We start from the raw sequence: 15,372 nt of genomic DNA on the forward strand, positions 1-15,372 counted from the left end.
GCTAGCAACTCTGTAATAAAATGTACTAAGGTTCGATACTGGATACAGCATCGAACCTTAAAGTAACTTGCTAGCAACTACAAAATATTAACAGTAAAGCGCACTGTACTGACAATACCTTTTTCAGTGGTAAGGCTAACAGTTACAGTGGCAGAAACTGGTTCAACTTCAGAATTTTCAATGGCAAAAGAGACTGCAAACCCTCCCTCGACATTAGTATTCGGAATAGAAGTTGAGCCGATATCAGTCACTGTACCAGCAGTGCTGGTAATGGTTACGTTAGAGCCAAATGGTGGAGCTTGACCGGCTCTATCAATAAACACAGCCTTAAAGTTCTGCTTTTCATCTGTTGCTATACTGATACTTGCATTGTCGGAGTTCGGATTATTGCTGGCATATAAGTTGTTACTACTATCAAACACATCGCCTATAAGTGAACTACCTGACATCACCAAAACTAAGCTTTTTCGTACTTGGATAGTGGCTGCGGAACCTTCCCCACATAAACTAGAGGATTGGCACTGAGTACCATTAAACAACTTATCAGCCTCATCAAACTGCTCATTATTGTTGTAATCTAAAAAGCGTTCACCGCTGTTCCACTCAAGATTTTCATCATCATCAAGCCATGCTTCAGAGTAGTCGACAAACCCTATTTGTCCAGCTGCTGTTACTCCGAAACCACTGGCCGTACTGGGCTCTTCACTGATCACGCCACCGTCTTCATCATCAAAAATATTATTACCATTACTATCAAACAAAGTCTCATGACCAATTGCAGTAGCTAATACAGTCACGCGGCTATTAGAAGGCCTAGGTTCAGAACTGGTCCATATCACTGAACAAGCCCCGCCACTGGTGACACAACTTGACTCCACCGAACCTCCTTCAGCGGTAAAAGTAACAATAGTATTATCAGGTACGGGGTTGCTAAAAATATCGGATAATCGTGCAGTTAAATTCACTGTCACACCGTTGTAACTGCCTGCTTCAGGATTGAATACATCAGAACTAAAGGTAAAGCTACGTTGATTGGGTAGGCCTGTGGTAACAGAGATGGCATCAGATTGTGTTGTGACTGCTTCACCAGAATCAGTCACAACCTTAGCATTTATCCTCACAGATATTGGAATACTGCCGGCAATCAACACTGCTGCAGCTTCACCATTTTCATCACTGATTGCCGTATTATTACCTAAACTCAAGTTACCCACTTCGGAGGTCAAACTAAACTCAACCCTTTGATTGGCTAAAGGTTCATTTCTGTTATTGCTCACTACAAAAGTGACAGTAGATCGCGATTCTCCAATATCACCCGATCCTTGCAGCACAATACTTTCTAGTGAAGCAGATAAAAAACTGATCCCGCCAATGACTTCAGGTCGTATATCAATTTCTTGGGTCGCGGTTAAGGTCTCATCTGTTGTTATAACTGTAGCGGTGATTTGATCTTTAGTACCTGAGCTCCCCGCACAGCCTCCATCGGTATAGGTACTGGAAGCTTCACCATTAACTGTACTGATATCAGTGCCTAAAGAGGCTTGCTCTGCTGTGACGCAGTTAGAAGTGAACGCCACTAAATAGGCATCAGTCACTCGTTGATTATCATCGTCTACTAAGGTTAAATTCAAGCCAACAGAGCCACCTGCGCTTATTTCATATACACCATTTACCGGCTCTAGCGTAACTCCTACTTCACCCTCAATAAATTGCCCAGATCCCGTAAAATGACCAATTTTTATTGTGCTTGTAGCAATTGGATCGCCAGTACTAAATGGATCACTACCATTATCACCTGACACACCACCACAACCGCTAAATCCAGCAAGAGCCAAAAAGGAAACAATAAATAGAGTGCGAGCAAACATAAAATATTTATCCGTTTATGATTTGTTTTAAATATTGAAAAAGCTCACGAGATGCTTTTGGTGGTTTATTTTCAGCTTGCTGTTTATTGGCCTGACGCACATATTGACGCAATTTTTGGCGGTCAAGCAGAGGATAATCAGCAATGGCCGATTCAATTTTGCTATCACCTTCACTCAGAATATCGTCTCTGAGTACTTCAATTTCATGAAAAGCATTATTTAATTTTTTATGAGCAGATTTAATATTGCTCAAAGCTTGTTCTATTGCGGTAATATCTACATTACGCATGATTTTGCCAATTAACTGCAGTTGGCGTCGATAACCTTCTTTTTTGCGTAAAATTTTACGGGCAAGCATCACCGCATCAAGCAACTCTTCTTCCATAGGCACTTTGGCTAAAGAGGATTGACCAAGATGAACTAAAGACTCCCCTAACTTTTGCATTGCAACCATTTGGGCTTTTATTTGGGTTTTACTGAGTTGTTCGTCGTCTTCATTAACGTCGAATTCAACTTCTACATCTTTGTTTTTTTTCGGGGCGACCATGACATTATCTTTAGTGATACACTAATGAAGATTGTAACCCCCCAAGCAATAATAAACTACAGTGTAGCCAAATAATGAAGGCCTTATGCAACAACAATTAGCTGAAATACAAAGCATAGTAGAAGACGTTTTAAAATTAGCCAAGGACAAAGGCGCTACTCAGGCAGAGGCGAGCATGTCTAAAGTCGAAGGCATTGCCGTGTCTTCACGCCTAAAAGAAGTGGAAACGGTTGAATTTACCAACGACGGTGGCCTAGGTATCACTGTATACCAAGGTAAAAAAAAGGGCAGTGCCTCGACAGCCGATTTATCACCCCAAGCCTTAACACTCACTGTAGAAAAAGCCATTGAAATAGCTAAACATACCAGTGACGATGATTGCTCGGGTTTAGCCGAAAAAGAATTAATGGCTTTTGATTACCCTGATCTAGATTTGTTTCACCCCACTGAACTAGACACCGAATACGCAATACAACAAGTGATTGCCGCTGAAACTAGTGCATTAGACGTTGACCCACGTATAACGAATTCAGATGGTGCATCTTATAACGCTAACTTAGGTACTAAAGTATATGGTAATAGCCATGGCTTTATTGCTGGCTATAACAGCAGTCGTTACAGCATGAGTTGCGTGGTGATTGGTGAACAAAACGGTGATATGCAACGAGATTATAGCTATACAGTGGGTCGTGAAGCAGGCAAGTTAACTAGCCCAGAACAATTAGGTCGAGAGGCTGCACAATTTACCTTGGGCAGATTAGGAGCTAGAAAGGTTAAAACCTGCAAGGTTCCAGTGTTATTTGATCGGGAAATAGCCTCAGGATTATTTGGACATTTTATCAACGCAATTAGTGGTGGTAGTTTATACCGGAAATCTTCATTCTTATTAGATAAATTAGGCCAACAGGTGTTACCAAACTGGCTCAATATTGTCGAACGCCCGCATATATTGAGAGGACTAGCTAGCTCCCCTTTTGATCATGAAGGCGTTAAAACTCAAGACATGGATGTGGTTAGCAATGGGCTACTCAATCACTATCTACTCACCAGTTATTCTGCACGCAAGCTAAAAATGCAAACCACGGGTCATGCCGGTGGTATTCACAATTGGTTTATTCAACATACTGGCGAATCTGATAAAGAAATGCTGAAAAAACTAGGTACAGGTTTATTGGTAACGGAATTAATGGGCCAAGGTGTCAATATAGTCACAGGTGACTACTCAAGAGGTGCAGCTGGCTTCTGGGTAGAAAATGGCATTATTCAATACCCAGTTCACGAAATTACCATAGCTGGTAACTTAGCGGACATGTTACTAAATATTGTGGCAATTGGTGCCGCACAAGAAACCCGAGGTAGTATACAAACTGGCTCAATATTAATTGAACAAATGCAGATTGCCGGCGAATAAAATCTATACCAAATAAACTTCTGATGGGGTAATCAAACTAAGTAAAGTGTTGTGAATTTAACCCCAGCATCAGGTTTAATAGAAATAATTTATTAAGCAGGTTATCGCAAGATAGTCATGTTGACTGTTAATCAACAATCAACATGACAGTCCATAAAAAACTGCAAATTAACGCACTCTAAATTTAATATAGAGTGCGACTTTTAATGGTAGTTTTTTCAAGTTAACCTTTTTTCTTTCTAGGCTTAACCACCTCGCTAGTATTTGCTTCTTTTTTCAATTTTCGTTTTTCTTTCAACGACAAAATTGGCTTTTTCTTTACATTTTTAGACATATTATCTCCTACCAATAAATAACAGATTAATTAAGTATATTTTTGCAAAAAATTATAGAAACAAAGTACGCCATTCACCTCCTTTAAAATAATTGATAAGTTAAACACCTTCGTTTATGTGCCTGCAAAATGAACTCAAATCATTTTTACTTTAGCCATAAACGGATCCACGCTAATGCTTACCTGCTCTAAGTTACAAATTAGTAATCTTTACATAAACATAACGATAAATTATTAAGCTCAATTGCATCTCACCTAAGTTAGGTCAGCCAATAAAATTGGTTCAATTACAAATTTGAGTTATAAGGTTTTAATCTGCGGAAAAGTGGGTGCTGGGAAGCACCCGTTTAAACGGGGAATTTTAGGACGAAGCTCCCTAAAAATAAAATGTAAATTGGTGTTTTCATATGCCTAATGTAGCAGCTTAAATATTAACTTCAAGTCTATTTAAGACTTTTAAAATTAGCACCTCAGCGGAGAATTAATTTCACTGTGTTTTGCATAAATCAAAGATAATTGAGTCGATTTGAATAAAGATTATAAGCAGTTGAATAGGCGTGAAGACATTAATTTCTAATTAAGAGTGAGCGTTTCATTGTTTTTTTCAAAAATACATCTACTCTGCACTTATTCGTCATACTATTCAGCGGACGTACTCTACAAAGTGACAAAATATAGATGTAACCTCTTCAATATGCGGTCTTGGTTAAAAATGGTGAATCTGTTTTATTTATTGCTGCTAAGCAACATTTGCCAAGCTGAATCTAAATTGACTTTTGGGGTTAACTCTCCCGGCTCACCACCCTATGTATATTTAACAAAAAACAGTACCGAGTATAAAGGGGTTATCCCCGATATATTAATTAAACTAAAACAATTACATGGCTATCAAATTAATTATATTGATTCGTTTCGTATACGCACAGAAACGTTTTTGTATAATGGTGATATAGATAGTTTCTTGTCTAGTTCCAATTGGTTAAAATTCCCAGGTAAATTAATCTATTCACATCCTGTCGCCAAACATCGTAGTTATTTATATAGTAGTCAACCATTTACAGGCAAGTTTAAACTAGAGGACATTTTAGGGGTAAATGTTTGTACTCGAAGAGGATATATTTATCCGGCTCTAAGGGAATATTTTTCTAGCGGAAAATTACAAAGAATTGACTCAAGTAATCAACTCAGCATGTTAAATATGGTAAAAATAAATCGCTGTAATATGGCGGTAATGCATGAATTTAACGCACTCACTATATTGTCTTCAGAAGAGTTCCAAGCAGATAAAATATACCAGTCCCCCTTTCCGGTTGATGTTGTAGATTTATCTATTATTTTAAGGCCTGAACTGATTGAAGTTAAACAATTGCTCGATGACATAATTATCCAAATGAAAATTTCTGGAGAACTCGAAGCATCGCTTAGACATCATATAAAGGCTGGCAAATAGATACCACTCACTGGCATCACGTTAACTTCGATGGCAAAGCAAATTGAATAAGTTCAGGATGCATCAAAAACTCACTGCGACCTAGGTAACGACAATTAGCTGAAATACAAAGCTTGCTAGAAGATTTTTATACTAAATCCATATAAAAAAATGGCTGAGGGGTCACTTCTTTATACGGATTGGCTTATTGGGAAATATCTTCTGGTGCTGAAATATAACCTTGATAACCATCAGCTCTTAGGGATGTAAAATGTTGTAATTGTTCCGCATTTTCAATACCGGTAATGATCACATCGATATTTAAACCATTGGCAACATTAATCAATGCTCGGCACATTTCATTGCCTTGATTCAACTTTTCATAGAATGCAAAAGACTGGTCAAGTTTAATGTAGTGAGGTTGTAATTTTTGCAGATAATCCAGTGAGCCCATTTGACGACCGCACTGATCGACACCAATTTTTGCTCCAGCCGAACGTATTATTTCAGTGAGTTTTTGACATTGTTCAAAAGAACTAATTAATGCAGATTCTGGCATTTCAAACAACATTTGTTGGCTATGTTTCGATTGTTGCAGAAACTTAGTCAGCCATTGCGCAAACTCAGGCTCCTGCAAACTATCATGAGTTAAGTTGATAGCAACAGGTTGCTTGGTCAGGGCTATAATATTTTGTTGTTCAATAGTTTCCAGCAAACATCTGTCAAGCTGACCACCTAAAGACAATAACTCAATAAACGGCATAAATTCAGCAGCACTTACAACCTTATCGTCAATACTTAGCCGACAATACAGCTCTCGTTGAATAATCTCCTCAGAGCGCATAGCGCTTACTGTTTGCCATTGAAACATAAAGTGATTGTTGTTTATGGCATTTTCTAACTTAGTGCGCCATTGCTCTCTGTTATATTTTTGAGGTTGCTGGGCATCTATCCAATGACTGACTTTGCCTTCTTTAAGGGCTTGTTGTAATGCATTGTCTGATTGTGATAACAAATCAGAAGGCTGCATGTTATCGATGCGCTGGCTTACACCCAAGGAAAATTTGGTATTGGCATTACAACCTGCTTTAGAAATTTCCTGATTTATTATCCTGATCAGTGTTTGCAAATAACTTTGAATTTGGTGATGCTCAGCTTTGGTAAGCAAAAAAGCAAACTCGGTATTAGCAATCCTAGCTATAACACCTTCAGCAATCCCTGGTAACTCAGCCACCATCCTTGCAGACAATACCTTAATGATTTGGTCTCGGCCTTGATAGCCATATTTACTATGAATGTCTTCTAACCAGTCGAATTTAGCTAAAATAAGCCCACCGAATCCCGGCTCATTTAACCAGTTATTGATTTGCGCAGATAAATACTGGCGATTTGGCAACTGGGAAACCTGATCAATAAGTTTGTCTTCTTTGAGCTCACTCACTTCTTGATCTAAAGTAACAAACACTTGTTTTAGTTGACCAGACATCGAATTGATTGCGATGACCACATCTTTTAATTCAGTTGTCTCAGGCAAGGCAATGTCCTGTCCAAATTTTCGCTGCCCCATCTCTTTGGCCTGCAGAGCTATGTTATGTAGTGGTTTTAAAATACGATTAAGTCTGTACCTAAGAACAAATATACTGATGATAAATAGCAACGATAAAATCATGATTGTGTCGTTCATGATCCGCCACAATTGTTGGTAACCCAGACCCGGATGAGCTTCGATCTCAAGCGTTGCCAATTGCATCCATCCAGAGGTTATGACACTTTGCTTTTTTTGCACGCCAAAAACTTCTAAATCGATGAGCCATTGAGGAACACCTTCAATAACCACCGGATTTTCCCATACTTGTTCCTTACCATCGGCTAACCAGGTTAAAGTGACTTTACGATAAAACCCTCCTTCAAAAATAACATTAATCAAAGTCTCAGCCGATACCATATCCCCCGTTTCTATATGGGGTTGTAACATTAACCCTAAGGAAGTCATGGTGTTATTTAGATCAGATTGCATCTGTTGACTCATAAAATCTCGAGACTGAGTAAACTGAAAATAAACTAAACTGATCATGACCAGTAGAAAAAGTCCAAATAGTAATGAGTTTATTTGTCGAAATAGGGTCATTGCTTTAAAACTCCAGTTTAAGCTTAGGTTGTTTGAGTTTTGCGGTAGTTATTCTCTGACGCACATCTTGCCAGCGCTTAAGTCGCGAAGAGTCTCCACTCGACACGCTGCGACCTCTTTCTTTGTTTAACCATAACTGACTACCGTTAAAGCTATATACGGGTATAAGATCGTTACGTTTAGTTGCGGGTTTTATGACACCGTCAATGTTATCTAAAATCAAGGGGATTGAGGCCGGTGTCTCATAATATGCAAGCACCATATGGTATTGATTGAGGTGTAACGCCTTGACCATAGTGATGCGCATTTTTTCATCGCTTATACCTAATTCCAACAGGGTAAAATATTTTGCAATTGAGTAATCTTCACAATCCCCGCCATTCACACCGATAAATTCAACTGGGGTAGCCCAATAATTATTTACACCCCATAACTTAATATCGTCAATAAAGTGGAACATGTTGAAAAAGCGATTCACTTTTTCTAAGTTATCTTTTTCTGACAAACTAATGTCTGGTTGCATCAATTTAAGCCAGGCTGTACCGCGTTTGGCCGCTCGTTCACCATAACTTTTTTCTAATGCAGCCACAATTTTGGGGCCATCCAGTGTTGTTATCGGATCGGCATGAAGAGCAGACAAACAAGTCATACTTAGGAATAATACGTGAACTGGCTTTTTTGATAACATCTCTGTTATATAACGGCTGGCCCTCATATTACTCCCTGATTATCATATAGCTTGATCAACCGTATAAATTGTCCATATCATATCATTCACTTGCACTGTTTTGCTTAACTCGGCCATGATGCGACGATTATTAGCATGGGCTGTTTCAGTATCGGCTAAATCAGCTAGGCGCTGAAAACCATAGCCTTGAGACGATACACGCTCATTCGCAATATTGAAGTCATTGACCAAAATCGATTCCACTGCTTTTGCGCGATTAATCGATAATATTTGATTAAGTTCGGCACTGCCTACCTTGCTAGTATGTCCCTCAATTAGCACTTGTAATGTCGTATTTTTTTCAAGAAACGACGCTAGTTTCTGAATTTTAGGAAGCGCTGAGGGAGGTATCTCATATGAATTATTAGTAAATTTAATATCCACTTTAAATGGTTCAACTATAGTGGTTTGCGCACCGCAACCATAGTTGTCAATAGTCGCGCCAAGCACTGTTTCTGCACATTTATCTCGTGCTTCAATAACACCATCTCGATCGTGATCATTTAAATCTTGTAATTGTTCAACACTTGATTCTAATTTAACTATGCTATTACCGGCACAGGCACTTAGCAGCATTGCTGCACAAATTAACCCTGCTGATTTTTTAATTGAAAAAGCTTTAATTAACACTAATTTATTCATGTTTAACTTAGTTTTCATATTCATGCTCTCCTTGCCATGCAGTTGATCGAGTGACCCTTAATGACTCAAGTAGTTGTCCTGTCACATTTAATAATCTGTATCTGGCAATTAACTCATCAAAATTAGCATCTAAGTAATCTTTACGAGCCTGAAAAAGTTCGTTTTCTGTATCTAACAAGTCGAGTAGGTTTCTTTGCCCTAAACTAAATTGTTGCTGATAAGCATCTTGGGTGTCTTTTGAGGTAACAACATGTTGTTGAATGTACTGTTTTTGTAACCCCAACATTTCATAAGCATTCCAGGCTAGGCGAAAACTCTCAGTGACTTCGCGATGGGCACGGTAGTTTATTTCTTGTGCTTCAGTGGTTTTATAAGCCGCGCCTCGTTCTAGCGCCACATCTTTGCCGCCCGAATACAAATTATAACGCATACGTAACATCACAGTTAAATCATTGCGGTGACCACCCACATCTAACCCGGTTCTATTAAACCCGTCTTCACCCGCAATATCGTTGTCAGCATTTGCTGCCACTTCAAGAGACAATTTCGGATAATAATTGGCTTTAACCGAGCCACTATAGGCACGAGCAGCTTGAATATCTTGCTGAGCAGATTTGATGATAGGGTGACGCTCAATGGCAAAAGATAAACCACTAGCACTGTCGGCGGGTAACATATCAGCATCTGGCACTGGCATAACTAAATCATCTGGCATGATGTTAGTTACGCTAATAAACGCTGCTCGTGCATCTTCATAATTGTTACGAGCGGCAATTAAATTAGACTGAGCTCTGGCTAAACGACCCGTTACCTGAGATAGATCCGCGATACTGCCCATTCCAGAATCGGTACGCTCTTTTATTTGACCGTAAATTTCTCTATGTGAGTCGACATTTTTTTCGGATAAGGTCACTAACTGTTGGGTTTTTAAATAATTTAAATAAGCCTGACTAACCGACAACGCCAAATCTTCAGCTGTACTGATTAACGCCCATTGTTCAGCACTGGCCTCAAACTTGGTACGTTTAACTTCATGACTGGTGAACATACCATCAAACAGCATTTGTCTTAGACTGACACCAAATTCACCTCGTGCAAGTTCTGTTTCACCATCAGTGAACCCCAACTCTGATAAGCGATTACCTGGCGTGTTGGTGTATTCGTATCCGTACCCAGCAGTAAGGTCGACTGTTGGTAAATACCCAGCAGAGGCTCGATTGATATCTTCTTCCTTTGATTTGAAACGCGCAAATGCCTGACGAATATCTGGGTGAGTGTCCAACGCAAGGGCAACGGCCTGTTCTAAACTTTGCGCATGCAGCCCATTAACAGACAATACAAGTAGGCATAATGAGCAAATTGATGCTTTTATACGCATAGTGATTTACCTTTATTCATAAAAAACTCCATGTTTTTGTTATTTAATTAAAGTACTGGTTCGTTATCGTTCCCTAAGTGCAGCTTCATTAGCCCGCAATAGTGGATTTAAAATATATTCTAATATTGTACGTTTACCTGTTATCACGTCTACATTTGTCATCATACCCGGTATAATTGGCATTTCTTCTTGGTTTTTGTTCTTAATACTCGAAGCGTCAGTACGTACACGGATCAAATAAAAGCTATTTCCCTCTTCGTCTTGTGTGGTGTCGGCGCTAATGTGTTCAACTGTACCAGTTAACCCTCCGTATCGGGCAAAATCATAGGCGGTTATTTTAACTATCGCGGGTAACCCAGGGTAAATAAAACCAATATCCCTGGGCTTAATTTTCGCTTCCACCATTAACCTGTCTTCAGTGGGGACAATTTCCGCTATGGTTTGGCCTGGTTTTATTACACCACCTAAAGTATTGATATGTATGGTTTTTACTGTGCCTACTACTGGGGACAATATTAATGCTTTGGTGACTTTATCTTGAGCACTTACCTGAGATTCGTTAATTCGTGACAGTTTATTTTGTAGTTCATTAAGTTTTGCCCTGACTTCATTTCGGTAAGACAATACTGTTTCACGGCGGTTTAATGTTGCTTCTTGTAAGGCCGATTTTAGTTGCGGGGTTAACAGTCGCACACCATCTAGTTGACCTTTGAGATCATTTACTATGCGTTCTAATTTATACAATTCTATCTTTGATACTATGCCTTTTTCGGCAAGAGGCGTGGTAAGGGCTAATTCTTTTTTGGCCAATTTATAACTAATGTCTAGGGTGTTTATTTTGGATTCTAGTTCAGTTATTTCTTGCTCTTTTTGTTGTATTTGTTGGCCTTGGATAGCCAACTGATTGATTAAGTTATCCAATCTGCCAGAATACTCTTCTTGTTGTTGGGTCACCATAAACTCAGCATTGATATTGAGATCTTCAGGGTAGACAGGCACCTTTTTGGTTATTACAATTTGCAACTTCCAATCATCGTTATTGCCCACCAAAATACTGGATATTTCAGCTCTTAAGCGAATAATATTAGCCCGCAAACTGTCAACTTCTTGTTTTTGTTCTGCAAAATCTGAACGAAATCGAGTGTCATCAATTCTGGCTATAGGTTGGTCTTTCGTTACTGGCATACCTTCTTGTACAAACCATTTTTGCAGTACCCCACCGTCTAAACTTTGAATAATCTGTACTTGTGAGGAAGGGATCACTTTACCCATGCCAGAAGTCACCTGATCTAATGCGGAAAAGTAAGCCCAAACAATAAAACTGACTAGTAAACCGGCCATGGACCATATGATTAAACGATGCAAGCTGGGCACTTCAGTTAACATAGCCCCATACACATCATCGGCCATTTCTAAGTCTTTTTGGCTAACCTTCATAAGTTAGCCGCCGATTTGTTTTTACCGTCTTTGAGCTTCTTCAAGACCTCGTCTTTGGGACCATCGATCACTAACTTACCTTTCTCTAAAACGATGATCCTATCCACTAAAGACAATAACTCCATTTTGTGAGTAATTAATAATAAGGTTCGGTCAGTCGCCGTAGCACTAATAGATTTAATAAACTGTTGTTCGGCGCGCGCATCTAAGCTGGCTGTTGGTTCATCTAACAACAAAATTTGTGGGGCATTTAGAATTGCTCGGGCCAAAGCAATCGATTGACGCTGCCCACGGGATAGATTATTGCCGCTTTCACCTACCTGTTGATCCAGACCTTGAGTTTCATGGTCGGTAAAGGCATTCACCCCTGATTGTTGTACCGCTCTGATAAGTTGGTATTCAGTGACTTGTTTAGTACCAAATAAAATATTGTCGCGAATAGTGCCATGAAATAAGATGATATCTTGCGGTAAATAACCAATATTTCGCCGCAAATCACTAGGGTGTATCTGCTGATGATTTAAGCCATCAAAGCGAATACTGCCGGTTGTAGGCTGGTACAATCCCAGCAACAATTTTGCTAAGGTGGTTTTACCTGAACCATTACGCCCAATTATGGCGATTTTTTCACCTGGTTTTATATCCAGCGACATAGGCTGCAAAGCGGAGTTTTTTGTATCCGGATAGGTAAAACTGACACTGTCAGCACTAATCTTCCCCGACAGTTTAGGACGGCTAGCAAGGTGAGCTTTGTCTTCAAACTCCCCCTCTTGTTCCATTAAACTGTCAAGCTGCCTTAAGGCACTAATGGTTTGATTAGAACGTGTCATTAAACCAGCAAGTTTAGCTACAGGTGAAATGGCACGACCGGTTAACATTACTGCGGCTATTATCCCACCCATAGAAATCAAATTATCCGATACGCGGTACACACCTAGCACCACCACTCCAATCACCGAAATCTGCACGATAAAACTTGCAAAATTGATCACCGAGTTGGTGATCATTTTAGATTTAAGTAACCAAGTAGAAGTGTGTCCAATCATTTGCTGCCAAGCATTTTGAACTACACCTTCGGCGCCGTTTGCCTTAATCGACTCCAACGCACCTAAACACTCAATCAGATGGCCATGACGTAAACTAGAATATTTATTACTTTCTTCAATAGCGGCCCGAAGTTTAGGTTGAGTAATAATCGTATATCCAATAATGAGTACCGAGGCAACAATGGGGAATAAGACTAAATCACCGGCCACTAGCCAGATACAAAACATAAATAACAAGGCAAAAGGCAAGTCCACTAAAGCAGTAATGGTAGCCGAAGAGAAAAACTCCCTAACGTTATCAAACTCAGTGATTTGCTTAGCCATGCCGCCAATACTAGGTGCACGTTTTTCTAATGGAATACCCACAACTTTGGCAAACAATTTGGAAGACACTTCTATATCAACTTTTTTCCCTGCAACGTCAATTAAATAACCCCGTAATTGTCTTAAAATAAAGTCAAATATATAAGCCACACTAGCGCCAATCGCTAAAACCCACAAAGACTCAAAGGCCAGATTAGGGACAACTTTATCGTAGATATTCATCACAAAAAGTGGTGACACCAGAGCAAAAATATTCACCATAATAGAGGCGATAATCACATCTCGGTATATAGGTGCTGCACTTTTAACGTGTTGCCATAACCAATGTTGTTTCGAGTCATTGATATACACATCAAAATTTCTGTCACCACGATATTGCTGCTTGATAAGAAACAAGTAGCCAACAAAATTAGATTCTAATTCTTCAATGGAAAGTTGTTCTTCACCACCCGTTTCAGGCAAGGTAACTATAGCTTTGTTTTCTTCCAGATTGAGCTCTTGTAACACACAGGCTTGTTTGTCTTTGAGCATTAAAATACAAGGCAGTAACATTGAGGGTAATTCGTTTAACCCTTTTCTAACTAGCTTTGCACTAAGCCCCGCCCGCGAGGCGGCTTGGGGTAAAAGTTCTGGGGTTAGGTGGCTGCCAGTAAGGGGAAGTCCAGCCGTTAAGGCTTCGGCAGAACAGGGATCGCCAAAGTGTTCGGTTAATAATACTAAACTATCTAATAAAGGATCTGAGGTTAAACGCTGTGATGCGTTTATCGTCCACTGAGTAGAAGGTTGCACCGAGGATTGCACTTAGTTTTAGATTCCTTAAAACAAAACACAGCAAACATAACACAATCAATTAAAATATGACTGTGTTATGCAAAATTACACGCTAATAGAATCTTACTATAACAATTCTGCTGAGTCGAATTCAGCGATAGGTGTGTTTGTGGCTGCGGCCTGATCACTCATTATGGTACCGCCACCTGCCAGCAAGCCATTAGTGACAGTAGCAGAGAAGTCATGATCTGAGTCATTCTGACCTTTTGCTAATACAACCGCTTCTATTGGTGAATCTTTGGTTGCCGCTGCTAGGTCAATACCGTCCATAACACTTTCATCTTTACCCATAGCCGCTAAATAAGTTTCAAGTCCGTCGGTGTTGTCATCCGTTAAGATATCGCCTAAATCGGCTAAGTCTGGAGAAAATTTGAAGGTAGCTTTATCGGCATTTATGAAAGATTTCGAATCAAAATCTGTGTCTATTAGGCCGCTGGTTTGATTGAAGTCTGTGTCCAAATCATGCGATAACGGGTCGGGTGCAACTGGTATTTTAATGTTGATAGTTAAAATTGCCGTATCTTTTTCCGAGTTAACTAAATCTCCATCTTGAATGGTATACGCAAACTTTAAATTCATATCCGTATCAGGCAAAGCCGTTCCACGAGGCGTTTGGAACTTATATTCTCCATCGCTCGCCAAGGTTAAAGTGCCATAGTCAGTTGTTATTGAATGAGAAGTTACAGTATTACTAAATAGATAGGTGGTACCGTCATACACAACTTGAGTAATGATAGGAATACCAAAACCATCAACCGAGGTATCTTTAACATCACCTGAACTGTCTTTATCAACTACATTCCCCGATGTTACAGCTGTATTCGCAGTTCCAGAGTTATACCTCTCTTCTAATTGGATAAAATTAATATCATCTTTGGCATCGGGAGCATAATCTACTACGTTGATTGTCGCTGTCCCAGTATCTACATCAGAACCATCACTTAAGGTATAGGTGAAGCTAGGAGGAGTTGAGCCCAATACAAAACCACTATTATTATATGTAAAACTACCGTCGGCTTTGATCTGTAAGTTACCGTCTGTAATCGCGACCGTCGCAATTCCTGTCGCCGGGTCAAAGATTAAATCAACACCATTCACTTGGGTGACAGTAAGCGTCGCGCCGTCACCGCCGTCTGTATCCACTACGCCATCACCGTCATTATGGGTGATAACATTGCCACTCACAGATTGACCTTCATCCACGCTAAAGTTGTCATCTGCAGCAACAGGCGGAACGTTAACGTTAGCCACATTCACTGTCACAGTCGCT

11 protein-coding genes are annotated in these 15,372 nt (G+C 39.7%); 2 read left to right on the forward strand and 9 right to left on the reverse strand.

The window, feature by feature from the left end; all coding sequences use genetic code 11:
- Nucleotides 1-77: 77 nt before the first annotated feature.
- Together GARC_RS07820 and yjgA are read right to left on the reverse strand one after the other, a co-directional pair.
- Nucleotides 78-1,868, reverse strand: a complete 1,791-nt coding sequence (locus GARC_RS07820; protein ID WP_007618585.1) for an Ig-like domain-containing protein — start codon at nucleotides 1,866-1,868, stop codon at nucleotides 78-80.
- A gap of 7 nt (nucleotides 1,869-1,875) precedes the next feature.
- Complete coding sequence (gene yjgA / locus GARC_RS07825) at nucleotides 1,876-2,415, reverse strand: ribosome biogenesis factor YjgA (RefSeq protein WP_007618586.1); 540 nt, start codon at nucleotides 2,413-2,415, stop codon at nucleotides 1,876-1,878.
- An 85-nt stretch (nucleotides 2,416-2,500) separates the two neighbouring features.
- Between yjgA and pmbA the strand changes: the two genes are divergently transcribed.
- Both pmbA and GARC_RS07835 read left to right on the forward strand, forming a co-directional pair.
- A complete protein-coding gene (gene pmbA, locus GARC_RS07830) occupies nucleotides 2,501-3,826 on the forward strand; it encodes a metalloprotease PmbA (RefSeq protein ID WP_007618587.1) in 1,326 nt (441 codons plus the stop codon).
- Nucleotides 3,827-4,872: 1,046 nt separating this feature from the next.
- Complete coding sequence (locus tag GARC_RS07835) at nucleotides 4,873-5,610, forward strand: substrate-binding periplasmic protein (RefSeq protein ID WP_039989108.1); 738 nt, start codon at nucleotides 4,873-4,875, stop codon at nucleotides 5,608-5,610.
- Nucleotides 5,611-5,794: 184 nt separating this feature from the next.
- On the opposite strand, the gene GARC_RS07840 is transcribed toward GARC_RS07835, so the two are convergent.
- The 7 genes from GARC_RS07840 to GARC_RS26880 all read right to left on the reverse strand — a co-directional run.
- Nucleotides 5,795-7,717 (reverse strand): bifunctional diguanylate cyclase/phosphodiesterase, encoded by a 1,923-nt coding sequence (locus tag GARC_RS07840; RefSeq protein WP_007618590.1) that lies wholly within the window; start codon nucleotides 7,715-7,717, stop codon nucleotides 5,795-5,797.
- Nucleotides 7,718-7,721: 4 nt separating this feature from the next.
- Nucleotides 7,722-8,432 carry a transglutaminase-like cysteine peptidase gene (locus tag GARC_RS07845; protein WP_007618591.1) on the reverse strand — a complete coding sequence of 237 codons (711 nt, stop codon included), beginning with the start codon at nucleotides 8,430-8,432 and terminating at the stop codon, nucleotides 7,722-7,724.
- Nucleotides 8,433-8,447: 15 nt separating this feature from the next.
- Nucleotides 8,448-9,104, reverse strand: coding sequence for an OmpA family protein (locus GARC_RS07850; protein WP_007618592.1), 657 nt, complete (start codon nucleotides 9,102-9,104; stop codon nucleotides 8,448-8,450).
- On the reverse strand, nucleotides 9,094-10,464 hold the full coding sequence (locus GARC_RS07855; RefSeq protein WP_007618593.1) for a TolC family outer membrane protein: 1,371 nt from the start codon (nucleotides 10,462-10,464) through the stop codon (nucleotides 9,094-9,096). Before GARC_RS07855 ends, GARC_RS07850 begins: the two co-directional genes overlap by 11 nt.
- Before the next feature lie 63 nt (nucleotides 10,465-10,527).
- Entirely contained in the window at nucleotides 10,528-11,901 is a 1,374-nt protein-coding gene (locus GARC_RS07860) for an HlyD family type I secretion periplasmic adaptor subunit (protein ID WP_007618594.1), read from the reverse strand.
- Nucleotides 11,898-14,072, reverse strand: a complete 2,175-nt coding sequence (locus tag GARC_RS07865; RefSeq protein ID WP_007618595.1) for a type I secretion system permease/ATPase — start codon at nucleotides 14,070-14,072, stop codon at nucleotides 11,898-11,900. The genes GARC_RS07860 and GARC_RS07865 overlap by 4 nt, the downstream gene beginning before the upstream one ends.
- Before the next feature lie 96 nt (nucleotides 14,073-14,168).
- Nucleotides 14,169-15,372: Ig-like domain-containing protein (locus tag GARC_RS26880; RefSeq protein WP_226989080.1), on the reverse strand; the 1,204-nt coding region annotated here is incomplete at its 5' end.

The organism is Paraglaciecola arctica BSs20135, from assembly GCF_000314995.1.
Taxonomy (GTDB): domain Bacteria; phylum Pseudomonadota; class Gammaproteobacteria; order Enterobacterales; family Alteromonadaceae; genus Paraglaciecola; species Paraglaciecola arctica.

Excerpts from the sequence above, each read along its gene's own strand:
- GARC_RS07820 (WP_007618585.1), bottom strand. The coding sequence starts at position 1,868 with ATGTTTGCTCGCACTCTATTTATTGTTTCCTTTTTGGCTCTTGCTGGA.
- yjgA (WP_007618586.1), bottom strand. The coding sequence starts at position 2,415 with ATGGTCGCCCCGAAAAAAAACAAAGATGTAGAAGTTGAATTCGACGTT.
- pmbA (WP_007618587.1), top strand. The coding sequence starts at position 2,501 with ATGCAACAACAATTAGCTGAAATACAAAGCATAGTAGAAGACGTTTTA.
- GARC_RS07835 (WP_039989108.1), top strand. The coding sequence starts at position 4,873 with ATGGTGAATCTGTTTTATTTATTGCTGCTAAGCAACATTTGCCAAGCT.
- GARC_RS07840 (WP_007618590.1), bottom strand. The coding sequence starts at position 7,717 with ATGACCCTATTTCGACAAATAAACTCATTACTATTTGGACTTTTTCTA.
- GARC_RS07845 (WP_007618591.1), bottom strand. The coding sequence starts at position 8,432 with ATGAGGGCCAGCCGTTATATAACAGAGATGTTATCAAAAAAGCCAGTT.
- GARC_RS07850 (WP_007618592.1), bottom strand. The coding sequence starts at position 9,104 with ATGAAAACTAAGTTAAACATGAATAAATTAGTGTTAATTAAAGCTTTT.
- GARC_RS07855 (WP_007618593.1), bottom strand. The coding sequence starts at position 10,464 with ATGCGTATAAAAGCATCAATTTGCTCATTATGCCTACTTGTATTGTCT.
- GARC_RS07860 (WP_007618594.1), bottom strand. The coding sequence starts at position 11,901 with ATGAAGGTTAGCCAAAAAGACTTAGAAATGGCCGATGATGTGTATGGG.